We start from the raw sequence: 16,953 nt of genomic DNA, 5'->3' as shown, positions 1-16,953 counted from the left end.
GTTATAAAGTTACTACAACGTTTTAGTTTCCTAAATTTGGTATTAGATAAATTTTTATTCAATATACCATGAGGAAAACAGTACTCAATATTACTTTTTTACTGACAGGAGCATTTGCATTCGCACAGGTTCCGCCAACCCCACAGCAGGTTGTAAACGATTCTGTTTTTAACGATTCCGTCTTTTTTGACAACCAAATGACCGAAGTAGTACTTATAGGTTATGGAACAAGAAAAGCAGGTGCGATTACAGGTTCTGTAGTCCAGATCAAGGCAGCGGATATTGTCAGGACACCGGCCCAGTCTGCCATTCAGGCCATACAGGGTAAAGCTGCAGGTGTAAATATTGTTACTAATGATGAGCCGGGTGGGCAGCCAACGATACGCATCCGCGGGTTGGGTACGCTTACAGGCGCTCGTGATCCGTTATATGTCATTGATGGGGTGGAATCCGGGGGCATAAATGGCCTTAACCCAAGCGATATTGCTACTATAGATATCCTGAAAGATGCGTCATCACTGGCTATTTACGGACAAAAAGGGCAAAATGGCGTTGTGCTTATTACCACAAAAAAAGGTAAGGTAGGACAGGTAAAAGTGACTTACGATTCTTACTACGGCCAAAAGTTCATTCAGCGTAAGGTAGACCTGGCCGATAGTTACCGCTATGCGTATTATAACAACACTGCACTTGGATCTTCCGATTATTTTAATTTCAACCAGCCTTATAATACCGATTGGCTCGATGAGATAACACGTACCGGAGAGGTAATGAGCAACTCCGTTTCATTATCAGGCGCTTCAGAAAATGCTAATTACTATTTTGGCGCCAGCAATTATAAGGAGAAAGGTATACTAAATGGTACCGCTTTTGAAAGGACGAACGTTATCATGAAGAATGAGTTCAAAATGCTCGACAGCAAGCTGAAGATAACACCTTTTGTTAACCTTTCACTCACCAATAATACACCAAAACCGTTAAGTGCATTTACCAATGCCTATAAGCAGTCGCCAATAATGCCTGTAAAATATGCTAATGGAAGGTGGGCGATACCAGTGGTCAACGATCAGGGCTTTAATGACATTACCGGCCAGCGTTACAACAACGTTGCCAATCCTGTAGCACAGTTGTATTACTACAATCAACAGGAGCGCAACACGGCTCTTACAGGATCCATTAATAGCGAGCTCCAAATCACTGACTGGCTTAAGGTTAACTCAAACTTTGGTGCCACTGCCAACTGGGCGAGGGGCTACACTTTTACACCGAACAGCGATATCTACCTTTCCCAGAATCCGGGCCTGGATGTGGATAACTTCAATACTTACACCAACACGCTGCAGCAGCGCCGCAGCAGCAACTACCGCTGGAACTGGGATAACTATCTGACTTTTAATAAGACAATTGCAGACGATCATACTATAACAGTAGTGGCAGGTATGAACCGTTCTACTTTCAATATATCGGAATTCCTTAACGGTACCCGTAACAATGTGCCAGTGCAATCGAACTACTGGAATCTTGACCTTTCTTCGGCGAACGGCGTTATAGCGCCGGGCACTACGGTTCAGAATAGCAGCAGCACCCCAATAGTTTCAGTGGCCTACTTTGCCAGGGGCGAATATGACTATAAAGGCAAGTACCTGTTTTCAGGTTCAATAAGGCGTGAGGGCGTAAGCGCTTTTGCACCGGGCCACCGTACCGCAACATTTCCTTCGGTTTCGGCAGGATGGGTAATTACGTCAGAAGATTTTATGAAGGAAATCAGCTTCATCAACACCCTTAAATTAAGGGGAGGCTATGGTGAGGTGGGTAACGGGTATACCGGAAATTCACAAAACAGTATCATCTTCGGAAGCGGCTATAATTATGCTTTTGGCAGCGGCCAGGTAATTAACCCGGGTTCTAACATACCGTACCAGATAGACCCTAACCTTACCTGGGGCGTAATGAAGGAGATCGATTTAGGGCTTGATTTCTCAGTCCTCGACCAAAGGCTTACCGGTACATTTGACTATTACAGCAGGAAAAATGATAACATCGTTCTCCCGATAGCAGTGCCGTCCGTACTATCACCGCAAACAGTCCCGCTTAACGCCGGGGCAGTTACCAACAAAGGTGTGGAGCTTTCCCTTAAGTGGTCGGACAATATTGGTACAGATTTTAACTACTGGGTAAGTGGTAATATATCACACAACAAAAATGAGCTATCGGCTGTATACAATCCGCTGTTTAGTGACTATGTTGGCGGAAGCCTTGGCAATGGCCAGACTACCAAGCAGGTGCTTGTAGGCCAGCCTTTAGGAACATTCTATGTGTATGATGTAACCGGCTTTAACAGCGATGGCGGTTTTACCTATAGCGATAAACGTGTAGCGGCGGGCTCCTACCTCCCTACAGTAACCTATGGCTTTAATGTGGGCGTATCCTACAAAGGCATCGATCTTTCGGTTGATGGTTACGGTGTAGGAGGCAACAAGTTGTATAACGGTAAAAAGGCTCAGCGTTTTGGGGGTGAAAATGTAGAAAACGCCGTATTGGAGAATTTCTGGCTGCCGGGCAATCCAAATGCGCACAACCCGAAACCGTCCAACGACGTGCCAAGGGCTTCTACTTACTTTATTGAAAAAGGCGATTATTTAAGGATAAACAACATTACCCTCGGATATACATTGCCAAAATTATTTGAAAAGCTGGATAAGGTAAGGATATATGCTACGGCGGTCAACCCTTTCTTGTTTACCAAATTCAGTGGTTACTCTCCTGAATTGGTAGGTAACAATGGGGGCGACCCGCTTGGGACAGCCGGTATAGAGCTGGATGCTTATCCAACAAATAAAACATTCTTATTCGGTCTTAATATAGGCTTCTAACTGCTATGAAAATGAATACTTTAAAAATGAACAGAAAATTTACATATAGATTGCTTGCAGGATTGCTTTCGGCTTCAGCCATAATGGTTTCCTGCGATGACGACCTTAACGTAAATCCGCAGGATGTTATCAACGAGCAGGACTTTTTGAACAATCCTGACAATGCGGTGCAATTGGTAAACGGCGTATATAACAAAATGCTTGATTATAACATGTACTCCTTTTCGTGGATAGGCATTACGAGCATTACCAGCGATGATGCTGACAAAGGTTCGACCCCAAGCGATACAGGTACCGATAAGCAAAAGATGGACGCCCTGACTTTTGATGCCAATGATATATCGTTCCAGGATGTCTATAATGGCCGTTACGAAGGTATTTATCGTGCCAATAACGCCCTGAAATACCTGGAGCAGCTGAGTATAGACCCAACACTTAAGAACAGGCTGATAGGCGAGGTGAAATTCCTGCGTGCCTTTTGGTACTTCGATCTTGTGCGTTGTTTTGGCGGTGTGCCATTGGTAACAACCAGCATCGATCTGAACGATACCGAAGCTATCAACGCACAGGTATTTACCAAAAAATCTAAAGAAGAAGTATATGCACAGATAGAGGCCGACCTTACTGATGCCATAGGAAAGCTTCCATTGAAAGGGCAATATGCAGATGCCGACCTGGGGCGTGCCACACAGGGCGCTGCGCAGGGACTTTTGGCAAAGGTATACCTGTACCAGCAAAAATGGAATGAAGCCTATACCATGTCGGGCAACGTGATCAGCTCGGGACAATACGGCCTGTTGCCAAATTATGCCGATGTATGGCGCGAAGTAGGGGAGAACAAGCAGGAGTCGGTTTTTGAGGTTCAGGCTACGCTCACAAAAGGGCTTGTAGATTACTGCAATGTGCAGGGACCAAGGGGTACTCCCGATTTGGGTTGGGGCTTTAACACACCATCACTCGGGCTGAGCAACTCTTATGAGCCGGGCGACCTGAGGAGAGAAGCTACAATCATGTACATTCCTTCAACTTTATGGGATGGCTTTGTTGCGCCGTCTACATTAAACAATCCCCGCTATAACTACAAAGCTTACCAAAGCAGCCTTGCCGAATCATGGAACGGTGATAAAGGCAACACAGCCAAGAACTTAAGGCTGCTGAAATACAGTGACATTTTACTGATACGTGCCGAAGCAGGAATGCAAACAGGTAATACCGGAGAAGCTGAGGATATTATTAACCAATTGCGTGTGCGGGCCGGCCTGGCAGAAATATCGGGACTTACGATGGAGCAGCTTTACAAAGAAAGGCGTTGGGAAATGGCAATGGAGCACGACCGTTGGTTCGACCTGGTGCGTACCGGGCAGGCAGCAGCGGCAATGGCAGCCGATGGCAAAACCTTTGTGGTTGGTAAACATGAAGTTTTCCCTTTACCGGCATCGGCTATAACAGTAAGCGGTGGAAGATTAATTCAAAACAACGGATACTAATACTAACTTAATTTTTAATTTATTTTTACTATGAAAACAATCAAAATTTTTGCTTATGCCCTGATGGCGACTTCGGGCGTATTATTAACTTCTTGCGGAAGCGATGATTCAGGTGGAAGCCTTCCTCCAATTGGGGGATACAATAGCGCAGACGAAGTAGCAGCTTCTGACCTTTTAGCTTATTGGCCACTTAATGGTGACGGCAAGGAAGAAAAATCTTCTACAATGCCTTCAAATACGGTAGGAGCTTCATGGATTGAAGGAAAAAAGGGACAGGGTTTGCATTTAAATTCAGGATTCCTGGACTATCCATCGATTGCGGCACTAAACGGATCTAATACTGGTATAACAATAAGCTGTTGGGCTAAAATAACAAACCAAAAAACTACACCCGATGCAGTGAGCACTATATCTCCTATTATTTCATTTGCAGGAGGGCCAAACGGTAACGTAGGTAATCTTGCTCTTTTTGGTAATACACACGGCCTGGTGTCAAGTGACTCAATCCAGATGAAAGCGGAATACCACTTTATGAAACCAGACGGAACCGATTTCAATGGTGACTGCGTAAACATGACAAAAATGGAATCGTGGATGATATCAGATAATGCTGCCAACAATGGTACAACGCCTCTTCATGCTGCCTTTCCTAACAAAATTGGTGGACAATGGGCACACATCGTGTTTACTTATGATGGCAATACAGCTAAAGTTGCAATGTATGTAAATGGTGAAAAAATATCAAATCCTGCATGGGAAGACAGAACAAACAATAACACGGTGGCATTGCCATTGCCAATTGCATTTTTTCAGCCATCCCACCCAATTATCGGTGCTCTTCCAAGTATAGCAAATGGAACAAATGTAGAAACATGGAACGGAGCTCTTAAAGGAGAAGTAGATGAGATACGTGTTTACAAAAAAGCGCTTATCCTTTCAGATGTCAGGGCTCTTTACCAGCTTGAGTCTGCAGGAAGGTAATTAAACTTATTATTTAGAAATCCCGGCAGCATTGCTGCCGGGTATTTTTATCCCGATTTCATCGGGACAGTATGTCCCCAACTATACTGTAATTCCAAAATAAATTTCCAAAAAATCATCATCAAAAAACATTTCACAGTGAAAATTTACCATTTAGCCATCATTCTTACTTTATGCATTTCGTGCGCATCGTGCGATTCCAGTAAGGATGGCGATAATAATACTACCCCTCCGGTAGGGGAAACAATGACCGACGAGCAAATCCTGGACCTTGCGCAGAAAGATGCGCTTAAATATTTCTGGGATTATGCCGAACCGAATTCAAAGCTGGCACGCGAAAGGTACCATACCGATGATCCCGGCAACGATGCCCAGATAGTGACTACAGGCGGCTCGGGCTTTGGCCTGATGACTATCCTCGTAGGCATAGAACGTGGCTTTGTGCCAAGGGGCGAAGCAGTCACGAGGCTACAGACTGCACTTAACTTTTTACAGAATGCTGACAGGTTCCATGGTGCCTGGCCGCACTGGATGAACGGCACAACCGGGCATGTGATACCATTTGGTACCGTGGATAACGGCGGCGACCTTGTAGAGACCTCATTTTTATGCGAAGCGCTGATATGCCTGCGCGAATATTTTAAAAATGGCAGCGAGGAAGAACAGGCCCTTGCCCAGCAGGCCGACGACCTATGGAAAGGCGTGGAATGGGACTGGTATACCAAAGGCGGCGAGCACGCGCTGTACTGGCACTGGTCGCCGCAATACGAATGGCAGATCAACTTTAAGCTTGAAGGCTATAATGAATGCCTCATTACTTATATCATGGCAGCTGCATCGACTACACACCCTGTAGATGCCGCCGCCTATCATGAAGGTTGGGCGAGGAATGGCGCTATAGTGAACAACGGGCAACGCTATAACCTGCCGGTTGTGCTAAGCTATAATGGTGCCAATGGCAATGTAGGCCCAATGTTCTGGTCGCATTATTCTTACCTGGGGATGGATCCGAGAGGATTGAGTGATCAGTATGCCAATTACTGGACGCTGGTGCAGAACCATGCAAAAATACAGCATGCTTATTCTGTTGCCAACCCAATAGGATGGACAGGATATAGCGACAAAGTATGGGGGCTTACCGCAAGCTATAGCCGCAACCCGAACGGCACTACGGGCTACGATGCACATTCACCCGTAAATGACAAAGGTATCATAAGCCCTACGGCAGCGTTATCATCCTTCCCTTATACACCGGAAGAATCAATGAAAATGCTGCGGTTCGTATACGAGGATGCCGACTGGAAATCAAGGCTTATAGGTGTAGCCGGCCCGTTTGATGCCTTTAGTATCCATTACAACTGGGTTACACCGCGCTACCTTGCCATAGATCAGGGAACGATAGTGCCAATGATAGAGAACCATCGCACAGGTATGCTGTGGAACCTGTTCATGCAGGCGCCGGAAGTGAAGCAGGGGTTGCTTAACCTTGGTTTCCATTCAACACAGCATGGATTTTAATTTAGAATGATTAGGATTTTTTCATAGCAATTCTTTTTCAGGACCGTCTTTTGCCAATGGCGGAGGACGGTCTTTTTTTCAAAACATCTAATTCGAAATATACTAAAATGAGATTTAACACGACCTTACTCCTTTTACTGGCTTTTTCAGTATCAATGCATGCGCAGAAGAAAAAAGCCGACAAAAAAATAAAACCCCGCGATGAGTTTGTTGCAGAACTTATGGCAAAAATGACCATTGATGAAAAAATTGCCCAAACGGTGCAGTTCACTGCCGATGGTACCGTAACGGGGCCCAAGGGTGGCGATAACTTCATCAACGAAATTAAAAAAGGGAATGTTGGCTCAATACTTAATGCCACAGGTGTAAAATATACACGTGAACTTCAAAAGCTCAATCTGGAAAACTCAAGGCTGAAGATACCATTGCTGTTTGGCTATGATGTGATCCACGGCTATAGGACGATATTCCCAATAACACTGGGCGAAACCGCCGGCTGGGATCTGGAAGGCGCAGAGCTTTCGGCGCGCATAGCTGCTGATGAGGCTGCAGCATCGGGCATCCACTGGACGTTTGCACCGATGGTAGACATTGCCCGCGACCCGCGTTGGGGTCGTGTGTCAGAAGGTTCTGGCGAAGATACCTATTTGGGTTCTAAAATGGCTTACGCTCGTGTAAAAGGCTTCCAGGGCAATGACCTTTCTTTAAACAATACAATTCTTGCCTGTACCAAACACTTTGCCGCCTATGGCGCTGCTGAGGCCGGACGTGATTACAATACAGTCGACATGAGCGAGCGCGTGCTTCGCGAGACCTACCTGCCGCCGTTCAAGGCTACTGTAGATGCAGGCGTTAAGACATTCATGACCTCTTTCAACGAAATATCGGGTGTGCCTGCCACGGGTAATAAATTCCTCGTAAACGGAATATTGAAGAACGAATGGAAATTTGACGGTTTTGTGGTGACCGATTATACCGGCATGAACGAAATGATATACCATGGTTTTGCCAAAGATTCTATGCATGCGGGGGAGTTGGCTCTTAAAGCAGGGGTGGATATGGACATGGTGGGTGGTATTTACCTAAAGAACCTGAAAAAGCTGCTTAATGAAGGCCGTGTAACTGAGGCACAGATTAACGATGCCTGCCGCCGGATACTGGAAGCCAAATACGACCTTGGTCTTTTTGAAGACCCATACCGTTATAATAACGAAAAAAGGGAGGCTGCTACCATTACCAAAAAAGAATACCTCGATGCTGCGTTGCGCATAGCCAACAAGTCTATGGTGTTGCTGAAGAATAGTAATAATGTACTGCCTTTGCGTAAAGAACAAAAAGTGGCCTTTGTAGGACCATTGGTAAGCGACGACTGGAACATCATAGGTTCATGGGCCGCTACCGGCGACCGCCAGGGATTTGCGGTGAGCGTACAGGAAGGCGTGAACAAAATAATTACCGATAAAAGTAAAGTGACTTTTGATAAAGGCGTTGAGATCGTAGACCAACGCAGGGATATGATGCAGAAAGCCCTTGATAATGCCCGCAATGCTGATGTTATAGTGGCTGTTATGGGTGAATTTGAAAACATGACAGGCGAGGCTGCTTCGCGCACCAATATCGACCTTCCGGGCATCCAGAAAGAATTTCTTGCTGAACTGAAAAAACTGGGCAAGCCAATCGTTTTAGTGCTTATGAACGGAAGGCCCCTTACCCTTAGTTGGGAAAATGACAATATGGATGCCATACTTGAGGCATGGTTCCCGGGTACTATGGGTGGCGATGCCATTGCGCAGACGCTTTACGGCATCAACAACCCGGGCGGTAAGCTGCCGATAACCTTCCCAAGGAATTTAGGGCAGGTGCCTTTATATTACAACCATAAAAATACAGGCAGACCTTATTTAGGGGCTTCCGACCCTGAACAAAAATACAAGTCCCGTTATATCGATTCGGATAACAGTCCCCTTTATCCCTTTGGTTACGGGCTTAGCTATACTAAGTTTGAATATTCCAACCTGAAGCTATCTTCAAAAAGCATGAGCATGGGCGGAAAGATTAAAGTTAGCGTTGATGTTGCCAATACCGGAAATTATGACGGTGAAGAAGTAGTGCAGCTGTATGTTAAGGATGAATTCGGGTCGGTGACGCGTCCGGTGAAAGAGTTGAAAGAGTTTACCAAGCTGCTCCTTAAAAAAAGGGAGAAGAGAACGGTGGAATTTGACCTTTCTTCCGATGACCTGAGATTTTATAACATTGATATGAAATTCGTTGCAGAGCCGGGAGACTTTGAAGTGTCGGTAGGCGGCAGCTCTGATGCGAACCTTAAAGATAAGTTTGTGTTAGTTAAGTGAGTTTAATTTTGTTGATCTTTGTGTGTAAAGGCTGTCTGAAGGGGACAGCCTTTTTTATTTATATTATGATACGGATTCTAGCAGCTCATCGATTGAATTACTTATTTCATTCATATCCCTTGCCAAAATTGCCATCCCCAGGTTAACAACAGATGCAGCAATATTAATAGCTTTTTGTATATTAATCAATGTATTATAAGTGCTTTCCATCTGTTCGGTGATCGTCTGTATGGTATTGAGTGCTCCCTGAACATCGTTGAATATTAGTATTGCAGCATTAGTATACAGATCATCAGCCTGTTCGATTATTAATTCCTGCAATCTGCCTATCTCCATGTCTTCATTATGAGGGAGATTATTGCTATACCTGTAATTGCCTATTATTTCAGCCATAGCTGAAAAATGATTGGCCAGTTTCTGTGCTTGTTGGGCTGTTAAATTTGCCATTTTTAATTTTTTAGTTTGTTAAATTCTGAGGTTAGGATTTTTATATCGCTTGCATAGGAGTTCAGCATAGCCTTCATTTCTTCCGCGCTGAATTTGTCGATATTATCTTTTATCTTTTGGTGAGCTTCGGTAACTTTTTTCAGGCTTTTAGAGTACGTTTCATATTTTTTAATTTTTAAAGAGATCTCTTTCAGCCTGGAATGATATTCTTCTATTACCTTTCTCTTTTCAAAGCCTGATAAGCTGGCATCTTTTATAAGGCTAAAATAATCCGCCTTTAATGACTGCTGCTGCAATTTTAACTTACCGGTTATATTCGATACATTGAAATCTAATGCCTTGATAAGGACTATAATTGAACTATTTGCTTCATTAATATAGTTTTTAATTTTTTTGCTGCGGTACTTCCCAGCAACAGCTTTTAAGGTTATCCGGGAGATTTCGGCAGCAGCATTTACTTTTTCAGTTTCAGCGCCCGCATCCCCCAGGGCCTTTGCCAATCCGTCAGTTTTATAATTTGTCAGATCTTCGGCAGATAGTTTTGAAAGTCCGTCAAAATAACCAACAACCACATTGTAAATAAGCATTGTAACTTCGTCTGCTTTTATTTCATTAGCACAATCACAATGGGATGTATCATCAAGAAGAAGCCTTTTGATATCCTTGTTTTTGCAATTGTCAATGCATATTTGTTCGAATCCATAGTTTATTTCCTCAAACTCGTTGATGCTTTTAAGCGAAGAAGAAGAGAAATCATGGACATGCTTAAGATTTACGCAACTGCTCATAAGTGCTAAAAGCAGAATGCATGCGGAGATTTTTTTTAAATGTTTCATATTTTTGTTTTTAGTTAAACTTTATTCCAAAATTGGCAATTTGATTGATTGAAAAACATCCCCATTAGTGGGGATTCTAATTGTATTTTTCTTTTACAATAATTTAAAAAATTGATTGAAGACAAAACCATGAGATACGTTATTGCCTTCTTTTTCCCGTGGCTGTCCCTTTTCCTTCAGGGAAAAATAATGTCGGGATTCATCTGCCTTGTTTTGCAGCTGACGCTCATTGGCTGGATACCGGCATTTATTTGGGCAGTAAGCTCGCTGAACCGTATGTATGCCGACAGGCGTAACAGGCAGCTCATCAGGGCTGTTGAACGGAGCCGGAAATAAAGCCTGTCAGTTGTTTTTATCATATCCGCATTGCAAACGATTGAAGCCCATGGATTTTTAAAGACAATCCTTATTTCAGGGTGTTTTTTTAGCAGATTGATTAATCGCAATCCCGCATGATATCTGTATATTTATGAAATTTTTAATTATGAAATTTTACATTACAGCAATCATTATTTTCTGCGCGGGCCTGCTTAATGCCCAAACCGTACAGTCGCCTTCAAAAGAAATTACGGTCACCTTTGCAATTGATGCTTCAGGGCGGCCGAATTATACTGTTTCCTATAAAAACAAGCCTGTTATCCTTAAAAGCGGTATGGGCCTTGAAATAAAACACCTTCCTGCCTTAACGGGAGGCTTTAAAGCAATCGAGACCGCGCAATCTACTGTGGATACTTCATGGAAGCCGGTACTTGGCGAGGTGGCGGAGATCAGGAATAACTACAACCAGCTGGCCATTGCACTTGAACAAGTGGAGACCGGCAGGCGTATGAATATTATTTTCCGCGTGTTCGACGAAGGCGTTGGTTTCCGCTACGATTTTCCAAAACAGCCGAACCTCAATTATTTCATTGTTTCGGGCGAAAATACAGAGTTCAATCTTGCGGGAGACCATAAAGCTTTCTGGATTCCCGGCGATTTCGACAGCCAGGAATATGCTTACAACGAAACATTGCTTTCGCAGATAGACAACCAGAAGGTCGATATGAACAACGGGATCGGGATGAAATCTATTCCGCAACGATATGCGGTTCAGTCACCATTGATGATGAAAAGCAAAGATGGCCTGTACATTAATATCTTTGAAGCGGCAGTGATCAATTACCCGGTAATGCACCTGCAATCAGACCCGGCAAAGCATACGCTAAAATCATTATTAGTTCCGAATGCCATGGGCGATATGGCTTTTTTGCAAACGCCTGCCCACACGCCGTGGCGGACTATCATGGTAAGCGATGATGCACGGAAGATCTTGGCGCAGAAGATGATACTCAACCTCAATGATCCGTCTGCTATAGACGATACTTCGTGGATAAAACCCATGAAATACATCGGTATCTGGTGGGAGATGCACGCCGGAAAATCGACCTGGGATATGAGTGGGACACAGGATGCCGCGCAAAAAACAACAGCCACGCCAAGGCCGCACGGCGCTACAACTGCCAATGCAAAGAAATATATTGATTTTGCCAAAAAGCACGGCTTCGAAGGCCTTTTGATAGAAGGTTGGAATACCGGCTGGGAAGACTGGTACAACAACTGGAAGGAAGAAGTGTTCGATTTCACCACGCCATATCCTGATTTTAATGTAAAAGAGGTAAGCGATTATGCCAAAAAGAATGGAGTCCAGCTGATCATGCACCATGAGACCTCTGGCTCCGTTTCCAACTATGAGCGCAGGCTCGACAGGGCTTTTAAGCACATGAAAGATTACGGTTACCAATCGGTAAAGAGTGGTTATGTGGGCAGGATCATTCCGCGTGGTGAGTTCCACGACGGGCAGACAATGGTAAACCACTACCTGTATGTTGTAAAACGTGCCGCAGAGAATAAGATCATGGTCGATTCGCATGAATCGGCACGGCCAACAGGTGTACAGCGCACATGGCCCAACTACATTGCTGCTGAAGCCGCGCGTGGCAACGAGTTCAACGCGTGGAGCGTAGGCAACCCGCCGACGCACGAAACCATACTGCCGTTCACAAGGCTACTGGGCGGCCCTATGGACTACACGCCTGGTATATTCGAAATCAAGATGAATGTGTACGACCCCACAAAAACAGAGCAGGTGCACACTACTTTAGCAAAGCAATTGGCGCTTTACATCACGATGTACAGCCCGCTTCAAATGGCTGCCGACATACCGGAAAATTATGAGAAATATCCGGATGCTTTCCAGTTTATAAAAGATGTGGAGACCGACTGGCAGGACACCAAAATACTGGAAGCTGAACCGGGTGACTACATTACCATTGCCCGCAAAACTAAAGGCAAGGAAAGCTGGTTCCTCGGTGCAATCACCGATGAGAATACGCGTACGACTACTGTTTCCCTCGATTTCCTTACACCGGGCAAAAAGTACAGAGCGGTTATTTATCAGGATGGAAAAACGGCCGACTGGAAAAACAATCCGATCAGCTACGAGATAAAAACGCAGGAAGTAACGTCTAAAACCAAGCTGAAGCTAATTCTTGCAGCAGGCGGGGGGACCGCTATCAGTTTTATGCCAATTGACAAATAAGGAATGAAAAGGATACTTATCATATTATTGCTTGTTGTGTTTGCTTCGGGTTACGGCCAGCAGAAGACCTATTGCAATCCCATAAACATCGATTACGGCTATTGCCCGATACCCAATTTTGTCACGCAAGGGAAGCACCGCGCCACAGCCGACCCGGTAATTACATTCTTCAAAGGGAAATATTACCTGTTCTCTACCAACCAGTGGGGCTACTGGCACAGCGATGATATGCTCGACTGGAAATTCATTCCCCGCAAATTCCTCAGGCCGGAGCACGGTGTATATGACGAGCTTTGCGCGCCGTCCGTTTCTTTTGTAAACGATACACTGCTCGTAGTCGGTTCTACGCATACTAAAGAATTCCCTATCTGGATGAGCACCAAACCCGAAGGCGATAACTGGAAAGAACTGGTACACAAATTTGAGGCCGGCGCGTGGGATCCTTACATTTTCTGGGATAATGAAAAAGACGAGTTGTACCTGTATTACGGTTCCAGCAACCTGTACCCGTTATATGGTGTAAAGCTCAACCGTAAAACATTCCAGCCTGAAGGCGAAGTAATCTCTGTTTTAGCGCTGAATGACGATGAGCACGGATGGGAACGCTTTGGCGAACATAACGACAATACTTTCCTTCAGCCTTTTACTGAAGGCGCTTTTATGACGAAGCACGAGGGCAAATACTACCTGCAATATGGCGCACCGGGTACTGAATTCAGCGGTTATGCCGATGGGGTATATGTGGGCACTAACCCGCTTGGCCCGTTTGAATACCAACCTTTCAACCCGTTCTCTTATAAGCCGGGAGGCTTTGCAAGAGGGGCAGGGCATGGCGCGACCTACCAGGATGTGAACAACGATTACTGGCACATATCGACTGTGGTATTATCTGTAAAGAATAATTTTGAAAGGCGTCTGGGCATCTGGCCCGCAGGCTTTGATAAGGAGGGCGTAATGTACTCTAATACGGCCTATGGCGATTACCCGACGTATCTTCCCACACAAAAGAAAGGCCACACCGGGCTGGCATCATTTGCCGGCTGGATGCTGCTCAACTACAACAAGCCCGTACAGGTGTCATCTACTTTGGGAGGTTTTCAGCCGAACTTTGCTGTTGACGAGGATATCAAGACGTATTGGTCGGCTAAAACAGGGAATAAAGGCGAATACATCATGACCGACCTTGGTGAAAAAAGCACCATCAATGCGATACAGATCAATTATGCCGACCAGGACGTGGAAATTATGGGCAAGCCCGCCACGACTACAGGGCATAAGTACATCATTTATGCCTCGGAAGACGGAAAGAAATGGTCGGTGCTGGTGGACAAAAGCAAAAACACCAAAGACGTGCCGCACGACTATATTGAGCTTACCAAACCTGCTACAGCACGTTATATAAAACTGGAAAACCTGCAAATGCCTAAGGGTAAATTCGCGATAAGCGGATTGCGGATTTTTGGGAAAGGCAGTGGCGAAAAACCGGGAGAAGTAAAAAATTTCGTTCCTTTACGCGCCGAGCCGAAAAAGAAGGGCGAACGCCGCAATGTGTGGTTCAAATGGCAGCAGGAGCCCAATGCCGATGGCTATGTGATCTATTTTGGCAAGTCTGCTGATAAATTATATGGCTCGATTATGGTATATGGCAAAAATGAGTATTATTTTAGCGGCCTGGACAGGAGCGATGCCTACTATTTCCAGATCGAGGCTTTTAATGCCAATGGTATCGGGCCCAAAACAGAAATTAAAAAATCAGAGTAATTAAAACATTCTATCTAACAAATATTCACATTAACCATTAAACATTTATGAGTTCACAAAACCAAACCAAATGGGGCCAGTTCATTCCGCTGGTAACCGTTTTCTTCTTTTGGGGGTTCGTTGCCGCAAGTAACGATATCCTCATTCCCGTTTTCAAGAAGGCGTTCGACCTTTCGCAGGGGCAAAGCCAATTGGTATCCGTTGCATTTTATATAGCCTATACCGTTGGTGCGCTGCTTTATATGGGAATTTCATTCCTTACCAAAAAAGACATCGTAAGCCGTTTGGGTTACAAGAATTCACTTGCGCTTGGCCTTGTAATTTCTGCATTGGGGACATTATTATTTTTTCCGGCGGCAAATACGCAATCGTTTCCTCTAATGCTGTCAGGCCTCTTTATCGTTGGGCTTGGGTTTTCACTGCAGCAAACGGTGGCCAACCCACTTGCTATTGCACTGGGGCCGGTTACTACGGGATCACAACGCCTAACGCTTGCCGGTGGTATCAATAACTTCGGTACGACTATAGGCCCGCTTATCGTGAGCTTTGCACTGTTTGGCGATCCTGCTAACGCGAATCCTAATGTTAATATCGAGGATGTAAAAATACCGTACCTTATTCTTGGCGCGGCTTTCATCCTTGTTGCGATAATGCTGAAATTCTCTTCGTTGCCAAACCATCCGGCTACGGAAGAAGATATTGTTGAAGATGCAAAAGGGCCTGGCAAATCGGCTTTGCAGTATCCGCAGCTGCTATTGGGTATGCTTGCGATCTTCCTTTATGTAGGTGTTGAAGTTTCTACAGCGAGCAACCTGCCAGCCTATCTTGAAAAAGACCTCGGCTTCCTTACTAAAGATGTTGCTCCTTATATCTCATTGTATTGGGCCAGCCTTATGATCGGCCGTTGGGGCGGTGCTGTTGAGGCTTTTACCAATACTAAGAGCATGCAGATGGTATTCAAATTCATAGCGCCTTACCTTGCGTTTGGCGTGTTCCTTGGGGTAAATGCTATCGCACAGCACGACCTTGCACCGTTCTATGTATATGCCGCCATTATTTTGGTGCTTATAGTTGCCGACCTTGCCAGTAAAGGAAACCCGGCTACTATGCTGATGCTGTTTGCATTTCTGGGTATCATTGCATTACTGGTAGGTATGACTACTGAAGGTATGGTGAGTGTGTATGCCTTTACAAGCGTTGGCTTATTTTGCAGTACGCTGTGGCCTTGTATCTTTACGCTGGCAATCAGCGGACTTGGTAAGAAAACTACCCAGGGTAGTAACTTCCTTATCATGATGATCATGGGTGGCGGATTAGTAAGCTTTACCCAGGGTATGGTTGCCGATGCGACCAATATCAAGATGAGTTATATAGTAGGTGTTGTTTGTTTCGCTTACCTTGCATTCTATGCTATTGTTGTTAAGGGCATCCTGAAACGCCAGGGCATCAATTTCGATACAAAGATCAGCGGAGGACACTAACATAATATTCCGCATAATAATAAACCAACCGCCTCCTCACAGGGGCGGTTTTGTGTTTTTAATAACATCCGCAATGTGGGAAAAGGCTTATCTTTGGCAAAAAATTATCATCATGAACAAAAGAATCGTAGCCTTATCAGTAGTATTCGCTTTAGCATTTACTGCTTGTACAGAAAAGAAAGAAACCGCAACCGAAGAACCTGCTGCAGTAGAGGTTGTAGATAAAACTGCTACGGCTGTAGATAGTGTACCGGCACCTGCAGAAGTACCTGATAAGAGCGCCCAGCTTGCCGAGGGTACCGAGATCACTGTGAAAGGCGAGATAACAGAAATCAACCAGGGTAAGGATGGCTACACTGCCAAACTAAAAATGGCTAATGGTACGGTGTATTTTGCAACGATAAGTATCCCGAACCTGAAAGACCCCAAACAATACCGGAAATTTAATGTAGGCGATGTTATCAAGGTAATAGGCAAAACCTTTAAGGTAGAAGAAGATACCATGATTAAGGTCGAAGAGTTGTACTAAACTTACCCCGCCTTTAAAAAAACGCAGTGCCTGGATTAATGTTGAATTATCAACAGGAGTACAGGCACTGCGTATAAGTAACTATTTTTACGCTGATTTTGTGTTCGTAAT

Annotated in this window: 12 protein-coding genes; 10 read left to right on the top strand and 2 right to left on the bottom strand. The window is 44.7% G+C overall.

From position 1 onward, the window contains the following. Window positions 1–68: 68 nt before the first annotated feature. The 5 genes from HYN59_RS16045 to bglX all read left to right on the top strand — a co-directional run bounded on the left by HYN59_RS16045 (window position 69) and on the right by bglX (window position 9,210). Window positions 69–2,873 (top strand): SusC/RagA family TonB-linked outer membrane protein, encoded by a 2,805-nt coding sequence (locus HYN59_RS16045; protein ID WP_108779246.1) that lies wholly within the window; start codon window positions 69–71, stop codon window positions 2,871–2,873. A gap of 26 nt (window positions 2,874–2,899) precedes the next feature. Beyond that, window positions 2,900–4,360: a RagB/SusD family nutrient uptake outer membrane protein gene (locus HYN59_RS16040; RefSeq protein WP_245895601.1), complete on the top strand. Its 1,461-nt coding sequence runs from the start codon at window positions 2,900–2,902 to the stop codon at window positions 4,358–4,360. A 30-nt stretch (window positions 4,361–4,390) separates the two neighbouring features. Next, window positions 4,391–5,341: a LamG-like jellyroll fold domain-containing protein gene (locus tag HYN59_RS16035; protein ID WP_108779245.1), complete on the top strand. Its 951-nt coding sequence runs from the start codon at window positions 4,391–4,393 to the stop codon at window positions 5,339–5,341. Window positions 5,342–5,479: 138 nt separating this feature from the next. Further along, window positions 5,480–6,859, top strand: coding sequence for a glucoamylase family protein (locus tag HYN59_RS16030; RefSeq protein ID WP_425433049.1), 1,380 nt, complete (start codon window positions 5,480–5,482; stop codon window positions 6,857–6,859). 107 nt (window positions 6,860–6,966) lie between these two features. Beyond that, window positions 6,967–9,210, top strand: coding sequence for a beta-glucosidase BglX (bglX, locus tag HYN59_RS16025; protein ID WP_108779776.1), 2,244 nt, complete (start codon window positions 6,967–6,969; stop codon window positions 9,208–9,210). Window positions 9,211–9,273: 63 nt separating this feature from the next. Here bglX and HYN59_RS16020 read toward each other — a convergent pair whose 3' ends face one another. Both HYN59_RS16020 and HYN59_RS16015 read right to left on the bottom strand, forming a co-directional pair. After that, window positions 9,274–9,657 carry a hypothetical protein gene (locus tag HYN59_RS16020; RefSeq protein WP_108779244.1) on the bottom strand — a complete coding sequence of 128 codons (384 nt, stop codon included), beginning with the start codon at window positions 9,655–9,657 and terminating at the stop codon, window positions 9,274–9,276. A gap of 2 nt (window positions 9,658–9,659) precedes the next feature. Beyond that, window positions 9,660–10,493, bottom strand: coding sequence for a hypothetical protein (locus HYN59_RS16015; protein ID WP_108779243.1), 834 nt, complete (start codon window positions 10,491–10,493; stop codon window positions 9,660–9,662). A 129-nt stretch (window positions 10,494–10,622) separates the two neighbouring features. Between HYN59_RS16015 and HYN59_RS16010 the strand changes: the two genes are divergently transcribed. From HYN59_RS16010 to HYN59_RS15990, 5 genes are all read left to right on the top strand, one after another. Then, a complete protein-coding gene (locus HYN59_RS16010; protein ID WP_108779775.1) occupies window positions 10,623–10,829 on the top strand; it encodes a YqaE/Pmp3 family membrane protein in 207 nt (68 codons plus the stop codon). A gap of 148 nt (window positions 10,830–10,977) precedes the next feature. Further along, window positions 10,978–13,071 (top strand): glycoside hydrolase family 97 protein, encoded by a 2,094-nt coding sequence (locus tag HYN59_RS16005; RefSeq protein WP_108779242.1) that lies wholly within the window; start codon window positions 10,978–10,980, stop codon window positions 13,069–13,071. 3 nt (window positions 13,072–13,074) lie between these two features. After that, window positions 13,075–14,832: a family 43 glycosylhydrolase gene (locus HYN59_RS16000; RefSeq protein WP_108779241.1), complete on the top strand. Its 1,758-nt coding sequence runs from the start codon at window positions 13,075–13,077 to the stop codon at window positions 14,830–14,832. A 47-nt stretch (window positions 14,833–14,879) separates the two neighbouring features. Next, on the top strand, window positions 14,880–16,313 hold the full coding sequence (locus tag HYN59_RS15995; RefSeq protein WP_108779240.1) for an MFS transporter: 1,434 nt from the start codon (window positions 14,880–14,882) through the stop codon (window positions 16,311–16,313). A 112-nt stretch (window positions 16,314–16,425) separates the two neighbouring features. After that, complete coding sequence (locus tag HYN59_RS15990) at window positions 16,426–16,842, top strand: hypothetical protein (RefSeq protein WP_146185967.1); 417 nt, start codon at window positions 16,426–16,428, stop codon at window positions 16,840–16,842. Window positions 16,843–16,953: the final 111 nt, after the last annotated feature.

Source organism: Flavobacterium album (genome assembly GCF_003096035.1).
Lineage (GTDB): Bacteria > Bacteroidota > Bacteroidia > Flavobacteriales > Flavobacteriaceae > Flavobacterium > Flavobacterium album.
Note: the sequence above shows the minus strand (reverse complement) of the source record. Positions and strands in the feature narration are given on the sequence as shown.